At 52.3% G+C, this 16,612-nt stretch carries 21 protein-coding genes and 1 tRNA gene; 13 read left to right on the top strand and 9 right to left on the bottom strand.

Going from position 1 to position 16,612, the window contains the following annotated elements; genetic code table 11:
* Positions 1-455: 455 nt before the first annotated feature.
* From VMC84_RS12635 to VMC84_RS12625, 3 genes are all read right to left on the bottom strand, one after another.
* Positions 456-543: transfer RNA gene (locus tag VMC84_RS12635), tRNA-Leu, on the bottom strand.
* A 149-nt stretch (positions 544-692) separates the two neighbouring features.
* Positions 693-1,412, bottom strand: coding sequence for an ABC transporter permease subunit (locus tag VMC84_RS12630; protein ID WP_325381193.1), 720 nt, complete (start codon positions 1,410-1,412; stop codon positions 693-695).
* Between the two features lie 3 nt (positions 1,413-1,415).
* Positions 1,416-2,354 (bottom strand): ABC transporter ATP-binding protein, encoded by a 939-nt coding sequence (locus tag VMC84_RS12625; protein ID WP_325381191.1) that lies wholly within the window; start codon positions 2,352-2,354, stop codon positions 1,416-1,418.
* 287 nt (positions 2,355-2,641) lie between these two features.
* Here VMC84_RS12625 and VMC84_RS12620 point away from each other — a divergent pair, with 287 nt between their 5' ends.
* The 6 genes from VMC84_RS12620 to VMC84_RS12595 all read left to right on the top strand — a co-directional run bounded on the left by VMC84_RS12620 (position 2,642) and on the right by VMC84_RS12595 (position 9,756).
* Positions 2,642-3,415: a winged helix-turn-helix domain-containing protein gene (locus VMC84_RS12620; protein ID WP_325381189.1), complete on the top strand. Its 774-nt coding sequence runs from the start codon at positions 2,642-2,644 to the stop codon at positions 3,413-3,415.
* A gap of 109 nt (positions 3,416-3,524) precedes the next feature.
* Positions 3,525-3,896, top strand: a complete 372-nt coding sequence (locus tag VMC84_RS12615; RefSeq protein WP_325381187.1) for a metalloregulator ArsR/SmtB family transcription factor — start codon at positions 3,525-3,527, stop codon at positions 3,894-3,896.
* An 11-nt stretch (positions 3,897-3,907) separates the two neighbouring features.
* Positions 3,908-6,352 carry a heavy metal translocating P-type ATPase gene (locus VMC84_RS12610; RefSeq protein WP_325381185.1) on the top strand — a complete coding sequence of 815 codons (2,445 nt, stop codon included), beginning with the start codon at positions 3,908-3,910 and terminating at the stop codon, positions 6,350-6,352.
* Positions 6,353-6,656: 304 nt separating this feature from the next.
* On the top strand, positions 6,657-7,589 hold the full coding sequence (locus tag VMC84_RS12605; RefSeq protein ID WP_325381184.1) for an ABC transporter ATP-binding protein: 933 nt from the start codon (positions 6,657-6,659) through the stop codon (positions 7,587-7,589).
* 2 nt (positions 7,590-7,591) lie between these two features.
* Positions 7,592-8,452, top strand: a complete 861-nt coding sequence (locus VMC84_RS12600) for an ABC transporter permease (protein WP_325381183.1) — start codon at positions 7,592-7,594, stop codon at positions 8,450-8,452.
* A gap of 29 nt (positions 8,453-8,481) precedes the next feature.
* Positions 8,482-9,756 carry an MFS transporter gene (locus VMC84_RS12595; RefSeq protein WP_325381181.1) on the top strand — a complete coding sequence of 425 codons (1,275 nt, stop codon included), beginning with the start codon at positions 8,482-8,484 and terminating at the stop codon, positions 9,754-9,756.
* A gap of 50 nt (positions 9,757-9,806) precedes the next feature.
* On the opposite strand, the gene VMC84_RS12590 is transcribed toward VMC84_RS12595, so the two are convergent.
* Together VMC84_RS12590 and VMC84_RS12585 are read right to left on the bottom strand one after the other, a co-directional pair.
* Entirely contained in the window at positions 9,807-10,133 is a 327-nt protein-coding gene (locus tag VMC84_RS12590) for a hypothetical protein (RefSeq protein ID WP_325381179.1), read from the bottom strand.
* 113 nt (positions 10,134-10,246) lie between these two features.
* Positions 10,247-10,591 carry a hypothetical protein gene (locus VMC84_RS12585; RefSeq protein ID WP_325381178.1) on the bottom strand — a complete coding sequence of 115 codons (345 nt, stop codon included), beginning with the start codon at positions 10,589-10,591 and terminating at the stop codon, positions 10,247-10,249.
* A 10-nt stretch (positions 10,592-10,601) separates the two neighbouring features.
* Between VMC84_RS12585 and VMC84_RS12580 the strand changes: the two genes are divergently transcribed.
* From VMC84_RS12580 to VMC84_RS12560, 5 genes are all read left to right on the top strand, one after another.
* Positions 10,602-10,982 (top strand): protease inhibitor I42 family protein, encoded by a 381-nt coding sequence (locus VMC84_RS12580; RefSeq protein WP_325381176.1) that lies wholly within the window; start codon positions 10,602-10,604, stop codon positions 10,980-10,982.
* A gap of 196 nt (positions 10,983-11,178) precedes the next feature.
* Entirely contained in the window at positions 11,179-11,406 is a 228-nt protein-coding gene (locus VMC84_RS12575; protein WP_325381175.1) for a helix-turn-helix domain-containing protein, read from the top strand.
* Positions 11,407-11,489: 83 nt separating this feature from the next.
* Positions 11,490-11,750, top strand: a complete 261-nt coding sequence (locus VMC84_RS12570) for a hypothetical protein (RefSeq protein WP_325381173.1) — start codon at positions 11,490-11,492, stop codon at positions 11,748-11,750.
* A 220-nt stretch (positions 11,751-11,970) separates the two neighbouring features.
* Positions 11,971-12,480, top strand: a complete 510-nt coding sequence (locus tag VMC84_RS12565) for a hypothetical protein (protein ID WP_325381172.1) — start codon at positions 11,971-11,973, stop codon at positions 12,478-12,480.
* 122 nt (positions 12,481-12,602) lie between these two features.
* Complete coding sequence (locus VMC84_RS12560) at positions 12,603-12,935, top strand: TfoX/Sxy family protein (RefSeq protein WP_325381170.1); 333 nt, start codon at positions 12,603-12,605, stop codon at positions 12,933-12,935.
* A gap of 15 nt (positions 12,936-12,950) precedes the next feature.
* On the opposite strand, the gene budA is transcribed toward VMC84_RS12560, so the two are convergent.
* Positions 12,951-13,694, bottom strand: a complete 744-nt coding sequence (gene budA, locus VMC84_RS12555) for an acetolactate decarboxylase (RefSeq protein ID WP_325381168.1) — start codon at positions 13,692-13,694, stop codon at positions 12,951-12,953.
* 105 nt (positions 13,695-13,799) lie between these two features.
* On the opposite strand from budA, the gene VMC84_RS12550 reads away from it, so the two are divergent.
* Positions 13,800-14,543: a tetratricopeptide repeat protein gene (locus VMC84_RS12550; RefSeq protein WP_325381166.1), complete on the top strand. Its 744-nt coding sequence runs from the start codon at positions 13,800-13,802 to the stop codon at positions 14,541-14,543.
* Between the two features lie 5 nt (positions 14,544-14,548).
* Here VMC84_RS12550 and VMC84_RS12545 read toward each other — a convergent pair whose 3' ends face one another.
* Positions 14,549-15,238, bottom strand: coding sequence for an alpha/beta hydrolase (locus VMC84_RS12545; RefSeq protein WP_325381164.1), 690 nt, complete (start codon positions 15,236-15,238; stop codon positions 14,549-14,551).
* A 261-nt stretch (positions 15,239-15,499) separates the two neighbouring features.
* Here VMC84_RS12545 and VMC84_RS12540 point away from each other — a divergent pair, with 261 nt between their 5' ends.
* A complete protein-coding gene (locus tag VMC84_RS12540) occupies positions 15,500-15,895 on the top strand; it encodes a hypothetical protein (RefSeq protein WP_325381162.1) in 396 nt (131 codons plus the stop codon).
* 162 nt (positions 15,896-16,057) lie between these two features.
* Here VMC84_RS12540 and rpsJ read toward each other — a convergent pair whose 3' ends face one another.
* On the bottom strand, positions 16,058-16,372 hold the full coding sequence (rpsJ, locus tag VMC84_RS12535; RefSeq protein WP_012899977.1) for a 30S ribosomal protein S10: 315 nt from the start codon (positions 16,370-16,372) through the stop codon (positions 16,058-16,060).
* A 60-nt stretch (positions 16,373-16,432) separates the two neighbouring features.
* On the bottom strand, positions 16,433-16,612 hold a 180-nt coding region (locus VMC84_RS12530; protein WP_414676447.1), incomplete at its 5' end, for an elongation factor 1-alpha C-terminal domain-related protein.

The following is a 16,612-nucleotide window of genomic DNA, read 5'->3' as shown; positions in this document are numbered from 1 at the left end:
GGGCGCCAGGTTCGTGGTCATGCTACCGGCGGTGGAGAAGTGACTTATTTTTAAAATATTGTATCTGTGGCAAAATGTTTGGATTACGTGAATGAGCCAATATTGCGATATAAAATGTCTCACTTATGGTTGTAGAATAGTAATATAATTGTTTATTTATATTAACTTTTTATATCTACAAACACCTTAAATTATAATGTAAAATACCCAGTATTATAACTTCTATTAACCAACTATATTAGAAAAAATACCCTGTTTTTTTAAATAAGTCCTATATAAACCCAATTTAACAGTTTTCCGAAGGGTAAAACGCTGCTTAGCGCTTGCGGAGGCACGTGCGAAGCACGGCGCCGAGGGTGCAAGCGCGGCCCCGGCGGTGGAGCACCCGAAAAGACAGAGTAGCCCGCCATCAGGCGGGCGTCGGACCGCGAAGAATAAAACCATGTAATTCTAGATGGTGCGGGGGACGAGATTTGAACTCGCGAATCCCTACGGAATAGGACCCTCAATCCTACGCCTTTGACCTGTCTGGGCAACCCCCGCATAAAGGGTTGAAAAATTGCTGAAATGCCTGACGCAAACCATAATATGTTGCGTAAAGCAGAATCTTAAAGGTATTTCTCGAATATAAAGCTTTCCGTTTTTCCAAAAAATGTGGCGGCTCGAGGATATAGCCGCCAGCTATTAAATATTTACAGGTTCTTGATCAGGCTTTCCCGGTTGAACGTCCTCGTCCCGATCACATATGATACCAGGATGGCGGGCACGAGCAGGATGGCGAGCGCCGTATTGAACATCATCGTATCGATGTTCAGCGTGGATACGGCGATGTTCAAGCCCATGAGTACGAACACCGAGAAGATATTCACGATGTATGTTTCCCTCGCCGATACGCGGCTCGACACGATCACAGTCACCAGGATGAGCAGTATCACCAGCATCGGGCATATGGCGAAAGCCATCAGGTCCAGCGAGCCATCGGAAAGGATGGCGGATGGGGTGATACTATAATTCAGTGTTATGAAGCCGAAGATGACCACATACATTAACGCCATGCCGGCGATGCCCGCGATGGCGGCGGCGATGAACTTGCCGAGGAAGATCTGGCGGTCCGACAGCGGCAGCGACAGCAGGTGCTCCAGTGTCTTCTGGTCACGCTCCACGGGGAACGCCATGACTGAAATACCGCCCGCCATGTTCACCGGGAAGAAGGCGGCCAGGGCGAGTAAGACGTCGAGGCCGGCCGCGATGATCTGCGCCGTCGGGCCGTAACGGGCGACCACCTGCGTCAACTGGTAGATTGTGAGTGCTCCGAATAAGACCAGGAATATACCGTTCCTGAAGATGGTGCCCATCTGGCTGTAGTAGGAGGTGAGCTCCTTTTTCATGATCTCGAATAGCGGGTCGGCCATGTTTTACGCCTCCATCGCCTTGAAGTACACATCGTCCAGGCTCGATTCCTGGCGGCGGATCTCCAGTACCGGGATGTTCGCCTCGAACAGCTTCCGGTTGATCATCAGCGTCGTCTTATCCGGGTCTGCGCCGTGGATGGTGACCGTGCTGTCCGTGGCTTCGACGCCCGGAAGCATCGCTCTAAGCATCGTTGCCGCCTGTCCGGCGCTCGCCGGGTCCTGCAAACGGACAATAACGGCGGGCTCCGAGTATTTTTTCTTGATGTCCGATATTTTGCCGGAGGCGATGAGCCGGCCGTCCTTTATCAAGGCCACGCAGTCGCACATCTTTTCCGCTTCGGGCATTATATGCGACGTGATGAGCAGGGTCTTGCCATCCTTCTTCAGCTCGGCGATGAGACTCTCGATGCCCCGGGCGGCGATCGGGTCCAGGCCCGACGTAGGCTCGTCCAGAAAGACGACCTGCGGGTCGTTAACCAATGCCCGGGCGAAGCCCACCTTCTGCCTCAGGCCTTTAGAGAGCGCTCCGGTCTTCATGTTCTTGATCTCGGTCAGCTCCAGGCGGTCGAGGAGATACTCGATCCGGTCGCTCCTGTCCCGGGCTTCGATACGGTGCAGTCGACCCGTATAGTCGAGCGTATTATAGACCGTCATGTCGTTGTACAGGCCGAAAACTTCAGGAAGGTATCCAATGACCTTTCGGACTGAAACCGGGTCCGATGAAACATCAATGCCATTGACGATGGCTTTTCCCGAGTTAGGCTTCAGCAATCCGATGAGCGTCCTGACGAGAGTCGTCTTACCGGCACCATTTCTGCCGAGCAGCCCGAGCGATACGCCCCTATTGACGGTAAGGTCGATCTCCCTGATCCCGTGAGTTGCATCGTACATTTTTGTGAGTCTTTCAATCTCTATCATGTGATGTCCTGGCACTTCTGCCATAACGCCCATTGGACCCGAGGGTATTTAAGAAAAATTTTGACCGAATGCCATTAACCATTGACGGTCAATGGTCAATACGGCATACATAGAGGCCGGTGAACTGTCTTGAACCGTCAAGTTTATTCGCGAAAAAATCGATTGCAACCCATTGACCAGGGTAAAATTAACCGGATTTATCAATGAATTTCAAGGGGTCGAAGATGCGGCGCGAAGAGACGCCGCACCGGCGCCGCAGGAGGCAGGGGCGAGCAAAGATATTTATCCCGACCTCTCAATTAGTATGAATTGTGCCTTCGAAGAATATCGCCGCCGTCCTCAACAACGAGTCAAACCTGCGCATACTTGAGAAGCTCAAGGTGAAGCCGTTTTATCCGCGGGAACTCGCCGGTGAGATGGGGCTCAGCGAGCCGTTCATCGTGCGCCGTTTAAAAGCGATGGAAGAGCACGATATCGTCGAAGGCCGGTGGGAGTCTGAAAACGGCCGCAAGGTAAAGCGGTATTATGTCAAAGACATCAGGATGCAGCTGGGCAAGGACGGGCTGAAGGTAACGTCGGCCGAGGCTACGCCCGGTGGCAAGATCGATATGAAAAAAGAGGCCACCAGATTCTTTTTACGTCTTCCACTCATCCTCATTATCTTTTACGGGGTGGTATCCCAGAATGCAGTGATCTTATCGGTGACGTGCCTGTACTGCATCTGGCTCATAGCAATGAATGCGGCGCTATATCGCAATTACCCGTATAAGAACATCGTCACAGGTATCGCATTACTGGTCGCCGGCCTCATATCCATGTCCACGATACTGGTGATCAGATTCATTCCAATTGACCTTCTGGTCGATTCCAGCTTGCCGATCGGCCTATTTTACGCGGGGATCGGGTTCTTCTTTTTCATGGGGATGATATACCATATACGCTTTTCCATGGTCGAGGCCGGGGAGATGAACGCCGATAAGAGGGAGCTCATCGGGAGCCTTGGATCCGCGTCCATGGCGGTAAAATTGTTTTACATGCCCATGGCGCTAAGGTGGAAGATAAACGAATATTTTAATCTCGTATGAACATGCGCTTTTTCGGATAATGCACTGGCCTCAATCGAAATGTATATCTATGTTCAACAAATACATGTGAATGATTATTCACACGTTCATTTAAAGGAGCTGGACATCGATGGAGACCGTAAACCAAAAAGACGACTGCGAAGCCTGCATCATCCATGCAGACGCCGTCGACCGGGCTAGAACAAGGGCAAAGGAGCTGGAAGGCAACACCATCATCCGCCTGTCGGATATTTTCAAGGTCATGGGCGATCCCACCCGGCTCAAGATCATCCATGCCCTCTCCTCGGGCGAGATGTGCGTCTGCGACATCGCCGCCGCCCTGGGCATGGAACATTCCGCCATTTCTCACCAGCTACGCATATTACGGAACATGCGCGTGGTAAAATTTCGAAAACAGGGCAAGGAAGCCATCTATTCTTTAGACGACGAGCACGTGCTCGAGCTCTTCAACGAGGGCCTGGAACACGCCAGGCACGGCTAGGCGGTCCCACGATGGAGCATAAAAAAGAAACATGCAACTGCGGCTCATGCCACGAGGAAGAGGAATGCCACGAGGAGAAATGTAGCTGTGATGAGTGCCAGGAAGAGGTCGAGTGCCACGACGAAGCCGGGGAGACCGAATGTAAGGTCTGCCGCATCGAGCCCGAAGGGCAGGGGCCCGTCAGGGAGACGGACTTTAAGATCGATAACATGGACTGCGCCGACTGCGCCCAAAAGCTGGAGCGGCGCATCTCGAAGATACCCGGGGTCAGGTCGGCGACGTTCAACTTCGGCACGTCCACGCTGAAGATAGAGCATGGCGGAGCGGCATCGGACCTGCTGGACGCTATCGAGCAGTCCGGATACCACGTGGCCGCGGACACATTCCGGGTCACCGAGTTTGACGTCTATGAGCTGGACTGCATCGACTGCGCAAATAAATTCGAAAAGGCCATCGCCCTGACGCCCGGCGTCATACGGGCTTCGCTCAATTTTGCGGTCGGCAAGCTTACGGTCGAGCACACTTGCCCGGTCGAGGACATCATCTCGGCCGCACGCGACATCGGCTACACGATAAAAGTGTCTGGGACTAAGGAAAAAAGGTCATTTTACTCCCGCTACAGGCCGGTCATTATTACCGTCGTATCGGGCCTCTTAACGGTCGCCGGCTTCATCGCGGGCCATTTGAGCGTGCCTTCGTATGTGCCGGTACTTCTATACTTCATGGCCATCGTAGTGGGCGGATCACACATCGCGAAGAGCGCCATCTATTCGCTAAGGACCATGACGGCAGACATGAACCTGCTAATGACCATCGCGATAATCGGCGCCATGGCCATCGGCCAGTGGGAAGAAGGAGCCACCGTCGTCGTGCTGTTTGCCCTGGGCAACGCCTTGCAATCGTACACGCTCGATAAGACGCGCAACTCCATCAAGGAGCTCATCTCGCTTTCGCCTAAAGAGGCCACGGTAAAAAGAAATGGCGGCGAGGTCAGGCTCAACACGGCACTGATAAACGTGGGCGATGTCATCGTCGTGAAGCCGGGAGAGAAGATATCCATGGACGGCGAGGTCGCCACAGGGTCGTCATACGTGAACCAGGCGCCCATCACGGGCGAGTCCATGCCCGTCGAAAAGTCGCCCGGCAGCGTCGTCTACGCGGGCACGATAAACGAGAACGGGGCCCTCGAAATAAAAGTCACACGGCTGGCGAAAGACAATACGCTCAGCAAGATCATCCACATGGTCGAGGAGGCGCAGGTCCGGAGGGCGCCTTCACAGGTATTCATCGACCAGTTTACGAAGTACTATACGCCGGCGGTGATACTGCTGGCGGCGTGCGTCGCCATAATACCGGCACTCCTGGGCCAGCCTTTCTACGAGTGGCTTTATCGAGGCCTGGTTCTGCTGGTTATATCCTGTCCCTGCGCGCTCGTCATATCCACGCCCGTATCCATCGTATCGGCTATAGGCAGCGCCTCCCGGAACGGCGTGCTCATTAAGGGCGGCACCTATTTAGAGGAGATCGGGAGGGCCAGAGCCATCGCTTTCGATAAGACCGGGACGCTGACCATGGGCAGGCCGTCTGTTTCCAGCATAATCCAGTTCGACTCGCTCGGAGACCAGGAGATATTGGACATAGCCGCTTCACTCGAGTCCCGGTCGGAGCACCCGCTCGCGGCGGCCGTCATCCGTGCGAACCACGGGAGAGCGCCAGTCGCCGTGACCGATTTCGAGTCTATCACCGGTAAAGGCGTCAAGGGAAAGATCGACGGGGTAGAATACAGCATCGGGAACCTCAAGATGTTCAGCGCGGTGAGCGAGGATGTACAAAAGACCGTAGACAGGGTCCAGGAAGCCGGTAAGACGCCCCTGGTCCTGGGAAAGGACCATACGGTGCTGGCAGTCATCACAGTCTCGGATGAGATAAGGCCGGAAAGCCGGAAACTCGTGGATGACCTGCACAAAACGGGCCTCAAGGAGGTCGTCATGCTGACCGGCGACAATAACCGTATGGCCAAAGCAATCGCGGGCGACATCGGCCTGGACGGATACTTCGGGGAATTGCTGCCCGAGGATAAGGCGAGCATCGTCAAAGGCATCCGCAAGGCTCATGGAAACGTCATCATGGTGGGCGACGGCATCAACGACGCTCCCGCCCTGGCCGCCTCGAACGTAGGCATCGCCATGGGCGCCACGGGCTCGGACACGGCGCTGGAAACGGCGGACATAGCTCTCATGTCCAACGACCTGACGAAGGTGGACTATACGATCAGGCTGGGCAGGCATACGCTGACCATCATAAAGGAGAACGTCGTATTCGCCATTGCCATCAAGGCGGTCTTCATCGTACTGGCGGTATTGGGCATGGCCGACCTGTGGATGGCCGTGTTCGCCGACATGGGCACCTCGCTCATCGTCATCCTCAACGGAATGCGCCTCATCCGGACGCAATAAAATGATTAATAGATATCTCCTTGCACTCGAAATAGGTAAGTTACACAAAGACGATTTCAGCCACGAAGTTACTCGAAGCGGGCCTGAAGTGACACGAAGGCGTTATTAAAATTTGCTGTGTTGAATAATAGCTGTCGTATATTGGGGTGACCCGTTTTAAGCCCGCGAAGCCGGAGAAGTGCACGACATACAAGACTAAACCAACACAATAAATATTATAGAAGGTCTTGGCGAGACCATGCCGAATGACTATTTATATGGGAAAAGCCTGATGTAATGACATAAATTTCACGAAGGCCAATATATGAACGCGATCGAGACGCATGGCTTAACCAGGAACTACGGCGACCTCGTCGCCGTAAAGGACCTAAACCTGACAGTCAAGCCGGGGATCGTCTATGGATTCCTCGGCCCGAACGGCGCTGGAAAATCCACCACCATCAACATGCTCATGGGTTTCATAAAGCCCACGGCCGGCACGGCCAGCATCATGGGCTTCGACATTAAGGCACAGCACAGGGAAATTCGGAAGATCACCGGGTATCTGCCCGAGCGGCCGGCGTTCTACGACGACCTGAGCGGTAAGGGTAACCTCGAGTTTTTCGGCAAGCTCGTCGGCGTCGAAGACCTGGACGGCCGCATTGAAGAGCTGCTCGGGACGGTGGGCCTCGAAGGCCGTGGCAACGACCGGGTCGGCACCTATTCGCACGGCATGCGCCAGCGTCTGGGCATCGCGGTGGCATTATTGGGGAAGCCGAAGCTTCTCATCCTCGATGAGCCGACGACGGGCCTCGACCCCCAGGGCTCCCACGACATTCGGGAGGTCATTAAAAAGCTGAAGGGCGAGAACGTCACAATCTTCTTATCATCCCATATTCTCCACGAGGTGCAGGACATCAGCGATGTGGTCGGCATCGTAAAGAAAGGGCAGCTCATCGTCGAGCGGCCTATCGAGGAGTTCCTCCGAAGCACGGAAGGGAACATGGCCGTGATCGAGATAGCGGCCCCGAAGTTCGAGGACAGCCAGCTGGAGCTGGTGAAAAAGATCAAAGGCGTCGGAGGCGTGACCAGGAATAACGGGTTCATCGACGTCATGGTGGATAACCCGGCGCTGGCTGAAGATATTAACATCACGCTGGTCGGCGCAGGCTGCCGGGTGCGCGGGATCAGAGAGAAGATGCCAACGCTCGAGGATGCGTTCCTGAAAGTGACCGCCGAAGGCAACGTGGAGGGCTGAGCATGGCCGTACAGGAAGAATTCAATAACATCCTGACCATCGCGGTCAAGGAATTCAACGAATACATCAAGTCAAAGCGCTTTATCATGATCGGTATATTGTATACGGTCATGGCGCTCGCCATCCTGGGCATCACGATCATGAGCCTGAACTATGAGAGGAGCATTGGGGCTTTATCAGGCTTCCAGCCTTCACAGGTTCTTGGTACGATGGACCTCTTGAACATTATCCTGGTGCTGCTGGCAGTCATTATCACGGCCGACACGATTTCGGGGGAAAGGAAGGACAGGACGATATATCAGCTTTTATCGAAGCCGGTGGAACGGAGCACCGTAATCATGGGTAAATTCTTCGGCTGCCTCGGAGTCGTATCGTTCTTCTATGCGGCCGGCTCGATCATCGCCTATGTCCTGACAGCGGTCGCCGCGGGCATGGTACCCTCCGGCACGGACGTATTAAACGCCGTGCTGGTCATCGTTTTCATGGTCATCCTGTTCGCCGTTTACGTGGCGCTCGGCATACTGATCTCGACAGTTACTAAAAACCCGCTCATATCCATCCTGGGTGGCATCATCGCCTGGGTGGCGCTGTTCTTCTCCGACACGATCGGCACCGTCATTGGATCTCTCTCCATGGCGGGCCAGAATATGATCATGTTGGGGGATACATTCTCACAGTACCCGATATATGCGAAGCTCCTGATCTGGATAGATCCTATCAGCCATGATATCGTTTCGCCTCTGCTCTCAGGCACAGCGTATAAATCCGGCCTGCCATTATGGGGTAACGTAGTCATACTGCTGGCGTTCACCGGCATTTTATTACTGATCGCCAACGAGCTATTCAGCTGGCAGGACATATAAGAGCAGGGCATAAAAACGAGTGTACACAATTGTCAAGCATACCGGCCATAAGCGGCTACCTGTCAAATATCCGGCACTTCAGCCACAACGCCCGATCATACATAGCTTATTTTTTTCTGCTGTCTATACACCTGGGCATATACAGCGTTATTTTTAACTTATACATCCTGAGGCTGGGCTTCCGGGAGGACCTTTTAGGTCTGATGCTGTCCATCACGTTCATTTCGACGGGCCTGGCGGCCCTGCCGGTCGCGACCATATGCGATAGGCTGGGGAGGAAGAACACCCTTCTTGTCGGGATCGCCATTACGACGGTTTCGCTGTTGCTTCTATATACCATAACCTCGCTGGACTGGCTTCTCGTCATCAGCGCCTTATACGGTATCGGCACGGCGTTCTATACTGTGGCCGGCTCGCCTTTCCTGATGGAGAACTCGTCGCATGAAGAGCGCATGTACCTGTTCTCCATGAACTCGGCACTATCGCAGGTCGCCTATATCATCGGCTGCCTGGCGGGCGGCATGGCGCCGACCGCCCTCCGGATGATCGGCGTTGACCCGCTGGGGCCCGATATATACCGGTATACGCTCTTCCTGTCGCTGGCTGTCATCGCGCTGTCGGCGATACCGGTATTATCTATGAACGAGCCGATGAGAAAGCCTAAGCCTCATAAGCGGTTCACAGTGCTGGGCTCGGCTATCCGCTCCGCCAAAGTGCAAAAGCTCATCGTCATCAACGGCCTGGTGGGCATCGGGGCCGGCATGATCGTCCCATTCTTCAACGTGTACTTCCACAACTGGATCTCGGCTACCACAGACCAGATCGGCTTTATCTATTCGACGGGCGAGCTGGTCATGGCGTTCGGCCTTATACTTATACCGCTCGCGGTGACGCGCTTCGGTAAAATAAAGACCATTGCCTTCACGGAGCTCGCGTCGATACCGTTCCTCATCATCCTGGCCTTAACGACGAACATCTACGTGGCGGCTTTCGCCTACATCATGCGGATGACGCTCATGAACATGGCCAACCCGGCCATTAATAACTTCAATATGGAGCTGGTCTCCGACGACCAGCGTGCCACCGTGAGCAGCCTCACGTCCATGTCGTGGTACCTGTGCCAGGCGCTGAGCGCCTACCTGAGCGGCATCATGATGGCCGGCTCCAACTATGTGCTGCCTTTCATGGTGACCTGCGTGACGTACATCTGCTCTGCGTCGCTATACTACATATTCTTCTACCGCATCGAGCAGGAATCGCTCACGACGCCCCTGGCGCAGGTTGCAACACCGGTAAAAAGATAAAACGTTTTTATTTTTTAAGTAACAACGGGCACTTAGTGAGCAAATTAAATTCAGCTTAAACTCTTGCTGCCGAGCCCGTTCAGCATCATGGCGAACATCTGGTTGACCTGCGATGTCTTCATGCTCGACGCCCAGTTACTCGTGAGCAGCTTCGGCTTCACGTGCGTCGTAAGGAATCCGCCTGAGAACAGGTCATTCGTGCTCGGTGCAAAAATGATCGATGACTTGCCTATCTCGGACGGAGAAATCTGGCTGAACCCGGTCTTGCCTATCGAAAAAGTCGGAGCCGTGAACATACTTGCCGTGGCCGTATATCCGACGGAGACAAGAATGGCGACCGCCAGCAGCGCTGCGATACAAAGCTTTATCTTTCTCATGACTACCCTCACCTCAACTATTAAATATAGTTCAGTCGGCAGCAGGCTAAATATTAATCCAATTAATTTGGCGGATTTATAGTAAAAGTCTGGTATTATATCGTATTTACTTTTTATTCAGGCGAGTAGAATACAGCCTTGAGGGAAATGAGAGCGAGGATTTCTGCATTTGTTTGTTTCGTGGTCACGGCCCTCATATGTTCGACGTGCGCCAGCGCCAGTATAAGCCTAATGCCGTCATTTAGCGGGCTATCGTCCTTTGGCTTTCCTGCATCGCTGATAGACTCGACGCCATTTAGCGGCGATTCGGCGATCAACTCCCTGGACGCGTTATCTTCGCTGAATTCCCCGGAGAATTTTCCGTCGCTGGTCCAGGCTCTTCCGGGCATGAGCCCCGGGACAGGCCCTACATCTTTCCAGTCCCCGTTGCCACAATCCTTCAGCATCTCGAGCCTCATAGACAGCCAGATGTTCCAGCCCGTGGCGGATAATTTTGCACAGGATACAGCTTCTACGGGTACCGGCTATGGCGAGTCCAGCAACGGAGATACCATCACAGTCAAGCTCGGAGACACCATACACCTTGAACTTCCCGCCCGTATCGACCAGGGATATATCTGGAATTTGACGGTCACAAAAGGGCTGAACATCACCACTGAGCTTGCCCTGGCGCCGTCGAAGATAAGCTCCCTCTTCAGCGATTCGGGACTTACGAGCCTTGAGGTCACCCAGGAATGGGATATTCAGGCCGTGGCAACGGGGACGCAGGTCATCCTCGGCAGCTATAAGAGCTCGGTCGATAACGGCCCCTACGACAGGACGTATAAGCTGACCGTCATCGTCGAATGATCGTTAGAGAACGGCTTTATAAAATGGCGTTTTACCAATGACTCCGGGAGCCTGGACATCCCTTGCTATTTCTTGATAGTCAATTACGATAAGAATAAAATAGATACCAGGTTCATGCAGCCTATATTCTAATATATATTTTCTATGCAAAATCAATATAAAATACCTGTCGAACAATACATTGATAGGAGAGAAAATGAACACTGAAAGTAGCATTGTCTTGGATTACGTGTACAAGCACCCGTACCGTTCGATCGTAGACATAGCTGATGCGCTTAATATGAGCATCGCGACCATCGAGAATATCGTGAATGAATTACATAACGAGTGGAAGGTCTATATCATAAGGGACCACTTTGTTCCGATGTATGGTCTCGTACCCTATGATAGCCCGCTGGTTGAGCCGGAAAGTGATTGCAAATAATAATTAAACTTTTTCAATGATATTGCCGATTGGGCGAAAAGGCCTCAGCACCAGTTATTATATTTAAAATGGGGTAATGGCTCATGAATGCTGAAATATCCATCGAGGAAATAAAAGACCTGGTGGCAGTAAAACTTGACCAGACGATTGATTATCCGCACAAGATACTGGAAGTCGTCATATCAGATGGAGATGAGTTTTATAATGCATATGCAGTGTTAGCCATCCAGGAAGCCGAATACGCAGGAGAGAGCGCAAATCACAACTGGACGATCCAGTATCATAGATTAAAGGTCACCTTATGGGGAGACATACTCCAGGACCTGGTGATAAACAAAAATTAGACATGCTATAACTGAACTATTTAGAATGCTTGAAAAGCCCATGTTCAGGATGAAGTCCCTGGCAGCGGCATTTTTTGTAAAAATCAGACATAATATCCGCTAAAAGAGTTTATGCATTTAGTACAATACGTTTATATACCGTATAACCCTTTTAGGCTGGCATCTCCTATCTCCTGTCGAGGGTATAGAGATGAGGGTAAGGAGCCTATTCTGTTTAGCCATGGCACTTTTATTAATCTCGACATTTACGGCTTCCGCCAGTATCGCCGGGCTTTCATTCCCGGCCATAAAGCCGTCTAACAATTCGAGCAGCAGTGACGCGAGTAAGATATTAGATTCCATCGGGGACTTCGTGAAGTTTACGAACTATGGCGTCTCGAGTCGGGATAATAACCTGACGTCGATCGGCTTCCCGGCGGAGCTATCGATGTCGTCCCTGCCGAATCCGCAAATGCTCATATCCGTGATGGCACCGCAGGGCAAGTCGAGTACTGCCTCATTGGCAAATATCAATAAGACGCTCATCGGCACGAATCTGACTTACACCAGCATTGCGGGCAAGCCCATGAACTACACCATTACCGCCGACAGCATCAAGAGCGTCCAGCCGTTCGCCTATAATGGGGAGCGCGCATGGAAGGTAAGAGTCGGAGAAGGGATGGCGTGGGACCTGATCATGGACTCGACGGGCACTAAGATATTGAAGACCGATCAGCTATTCCAGACATGAGCCGTTGGTGGCCGTGATGGCCACCTCTGGATCTTATCAATGCCATAGAAAAGTAATAATAACTTATTGATATCACAGCCTTATGGCATTTTATGCAATGGAAAAAACCCTCTCAGGAGCTTATGGAGCTACAGGCAAAGACGATGGGCCCCTTCCATACGGATGTTAAAAAAATGTTCGGCAGCACCTGCTATTTTGTGAATGGCCAGATGGTCACGGGCGTACATGAGGATAGCGTATTTTTACGGCTATCGGAAGCCGACCGTGAAGAATTCAAAGTAAAGTACAAAGGAGCTGTGGCCTTCGCGCCGATCAAAGGGAGGCCCATGAAAGAATATATCATCGTTCCGCCGGAGATGTATAAAGACGACATTGCCTTCAACCCCTGGATAAAGCGCTCGATGGAATATGCGAGGTCCCTGCCACCCAAGCCCCCGAAGGCAAAAAAGAAGTGAATGTGTATCTGGTCGTCAGTTTGAAACCCGTTCCGGCGCCATTGTCATTTCGAACCTGGGCGTCTCATCAAGCGACACAGTCATATCGTCTCCCAGCAGATCGACCACGTGCCCGCCCGACTGCCGATCATCGGAAATAAAGTGGAAATGATAGCCGGGCGAGCCCATTCCCCTTGCATAAGCCGGAGTATAGATGCCAACGATGGTGCCCGTGATGTTGTGCTTCTCGAAGACCGACTGGTTTTTCAGCGCTTCCGATAACACCGGGTAGGGCTTTTGTTGGGCGGGAGGGCTGCGCAGCTTCAGGTACGGGAACGTACCGTGTATTCGGATAGCATAAAACTCATTCAAAGATGGCAACCTTTCGTCCAGGCTTGCCGTGAGAGAAAAATAATTATATCGGCCTGTGAGGCTGACGTTACGGTCCACGTCGAAATATGTCACTTCTGCAAAAGGTATAGAAGCCGTGCCGTTCACGACATGTACGAGGCCGTCGGACGTAACCTGGTAGATAGTGCCGTCCAGCTCGACCAATTCGCCGTTGAGGCCATCGAACGTGCCCAGGCCGAAGTCGCCATGGGCTTTTAAGTCGTTCGCCGTAGCAATGCCGTCATATGAGCCGTTCGCCAGCAAGTCCAGCGCCGAGACCTGGTAGAGCGTATCCCTATCGGTTACTGGCACGCTCATTAGCAAGACGACAGCCCCGAGTAAAAGTAAAGCGAGCACAAAGATCGTAGCATGGTACCATCTGACCTTCATCCGCAAAGCTCCCCAAGAAGTGTATGATCGTCATCAAATATAGAGCCGACGATATCTTTAAATCCCGCTACAAAATACCATTTATGATGGAGAAGGCCAAAAAATATGAGAGAAAATCCGCCCGGGCTATTTAATGGCATGCTGTTCGCCAGCATCGGCCGCTATGACGAGTCCGCAGCAATATTCGACGGGCTGCTGGCCGGCAGGCCCGACGATGTTAATATGCTCTTATGTAAGGCCGGCGCCCTGAGCCGCATGGGCTCGTTCTCCCGGTCATTAGAGTGCATCGAAAAGGCCCTGGCTCTTAATCCCCTGAGCCCGGATGCCTGGTTCCTGAAAGGCCTTCTATACTACCAGCGTGGCAACCTCATGGCGGCCATCGGATACCTCGAAGAGGCTCTCGATATCGACGCGAAGCACGTGGAAGCATGGAGCGTTGCAGGTAACTGTCACTATTATCTGGGCGAGTTCAAGGAAGCCCTGGCGTGCTATGAGACCGCGATCGGCCTTGACCGGGCCTATCCAAAAGCCTGGTATAATAAGGGCGTCGTGCTCTCCGATATACGCCTCTATAACGAGGCCATCCAGTGCTATGATGAGGTGCTTCGCATCAACCCGGGCGTCGCCGTGGTATGGACGAATAAGGGCTACTGCTATGCGATGCTCAACCAGTATGGCGAGGCGCTGGAATGCCTGAATAAATCGCTTGATATCAACCCCGAGGATATCACCACGCTGAATAATAAGTCGGCAGCGCTGCGGAGGCTGGGCAGGGAGCACGAGGCGGCAGAATTCGACGAAAAAGTGAAGGATCTGATGATCACTAGAGGGCCGCACACGGTTTTATAAAGAGCTTATTGGTCCTTATAGAACCATTCTCGCAGCTTACAGGATACGATGCCGAATGTTTTCTCATTGTTGAAAATATCGAGGTGCATCGCCCGATCGATCTTGACGACGTCGGCGCCTTTTTCTTTTTGTTCCTCGCAGGCCTTCACGATCTCGGGCACGTCCCGGGAGCCGTAGACCAGCGTAACGGGCTTGCTGTCACCGTACTGCCACATGGGCAGCTTCTGTAATATTTCGAAGTTCGCGCCTGGAGTATTTTCTCGCGCACGATAGCCCCGATTATTCTTGATTATTTCCTGCGTCTGGGGAGAGAATGTCTTATCGAAGGCAGGAGATATCGCGACAGCATAGCCCGCGTCGCTGATCATGGCCAGGCGCCCGCCGAGGGAATGGCCTACGACAGCCACCTTTCCATAATGCTTGCTGAAATTAACGGCGGCATTGACATCGTCGAGGATGTTCTCGTCCATGGCCATCATGTGGTCGCCATGGCCCCTCAGATCGATAACGCAGGCACAGATGCCAGACTCGGCGATGCGCCAGGCCAGGCCCAGCTGCTCTTCCTTGCATCCTCCGTAGCCGTGCACGACGACGGCGCTGCCCAGAGGGTCATCCGGCGTCATCAGGACGCAGGGGACGATAAAACCATTACCGCGGATCATCGACCGCTTAGTGGTGATCGCATCATTTTGCACTAGTACACCTACCTTTATCAGATGAGGGCATTGTAGTCGCTACTTATATTTAAAATCCATTGGTCACCGGCTCATAAATATTCTTAAAATACGCTTAGCTATGCTGGCTTGTTCTTAATATGGCTGTACAATGGGCTGAATAACAAGCGATAATACGCCAGGTATATGCCGGATATATAAGAAGTGCTGTAAAATATATAGGATACCTATTTCATCGCCGTTCTATAAAATGATCTATAGAGATAAGTCAGGAGCGTCGAAATGGTTAACATCGTCCGCGGAAAAGTGGACGTAGGCGATATCGTTGGCTTCATAACGCCTTTTTTACCGTATTCTACGGAAGAGTTCGCACTAGTCCTGAACGGCCATAAGATAATCCCAGTACGCATTTATAAAGGCCAGCTAGATTATGTAAAAGAGAATTACTGTTTAGGAAAGAAAGTCGCACTTGGCTTCTACGGCGGGCAATGGCACATCGGCATGCCGGAGTGGTACTCGACGAATAATAAGCAGGTAGACAAACCCATATCGTATGAGCTTCGTGATGAGGATATCAGTCATTTACTGGCCGTAAAGCATGATTTCTCTATGAGCGTTGACAGCTTACTTGAGCAGCTAGGGCTTTCGCGCCTAAAGGCAGCAAAGATCAACGACTAAGATGATAATACATGAAAACAAGTTTGGTAGGGATTTTTCAATGAACCCCTACTACATCTATGATTGGAGGAGATGTCGGAAGGCTCAATGAACCTTTCTACTCGTTCCGAATTCATGGTCCGGAACACGTTTTTACGATGATGATGTTCGACTACGATACGTTTAATCTTTCAGGACGATCTCGATGTTAATGTCCTTGGGCACCTGGATGCGCATTAGCTGCCTGAGAGCACGCTCGTCGGCGTCGATGTCGATGAGCCTCTTATGCACACGCATTTCCCAGTGTTCCCAGGTCGCCGTGCCTTCGCCGCTCGGGCTCTTTCTGGTCGGTACGACCAGACGCTTCGTCGGTAAAGGAACAGGTCCCGAAATGCTTACGCCTGTCTTTTCGGCGATCTTCTTTACCTGACCGCAAACGTCGTCGAGCTTTGTCGGAGAAGTGCCGGAAAGCCTGATCCTTGCTTTTTGTGCTGCCATGATATGTCACCTAAATAATATGAAAGGACGGACATAGTAGTCCATCCTTCTATATTAACCTTACCTCGGGGTGATGTCGATCACGACACCGGCAGCGATGGTCTGGCCCATATCACGGATAGCGAACCTGCCGAGCTGCGGGATCTCCTTGACCTTCTCGATGCACATGGGCCTGGTGGGCCTTACGAGCACGATGGCCGGGTCGCCCGCCTTGATGAAGGCCGGGTTCTCTTCCTTGAC

The organism is Methanocella sp., from assembly GCF_035506375.1.
In the GTDB taxonomy this organism is placed as follows: Archaea; Halobacteriota; Methanocellia; order Methanocellales; family Methanocellaceae; genus Methanocella.
This window is presented reverse-complemented; position numbering and strand designations above follow the sequence as displayed.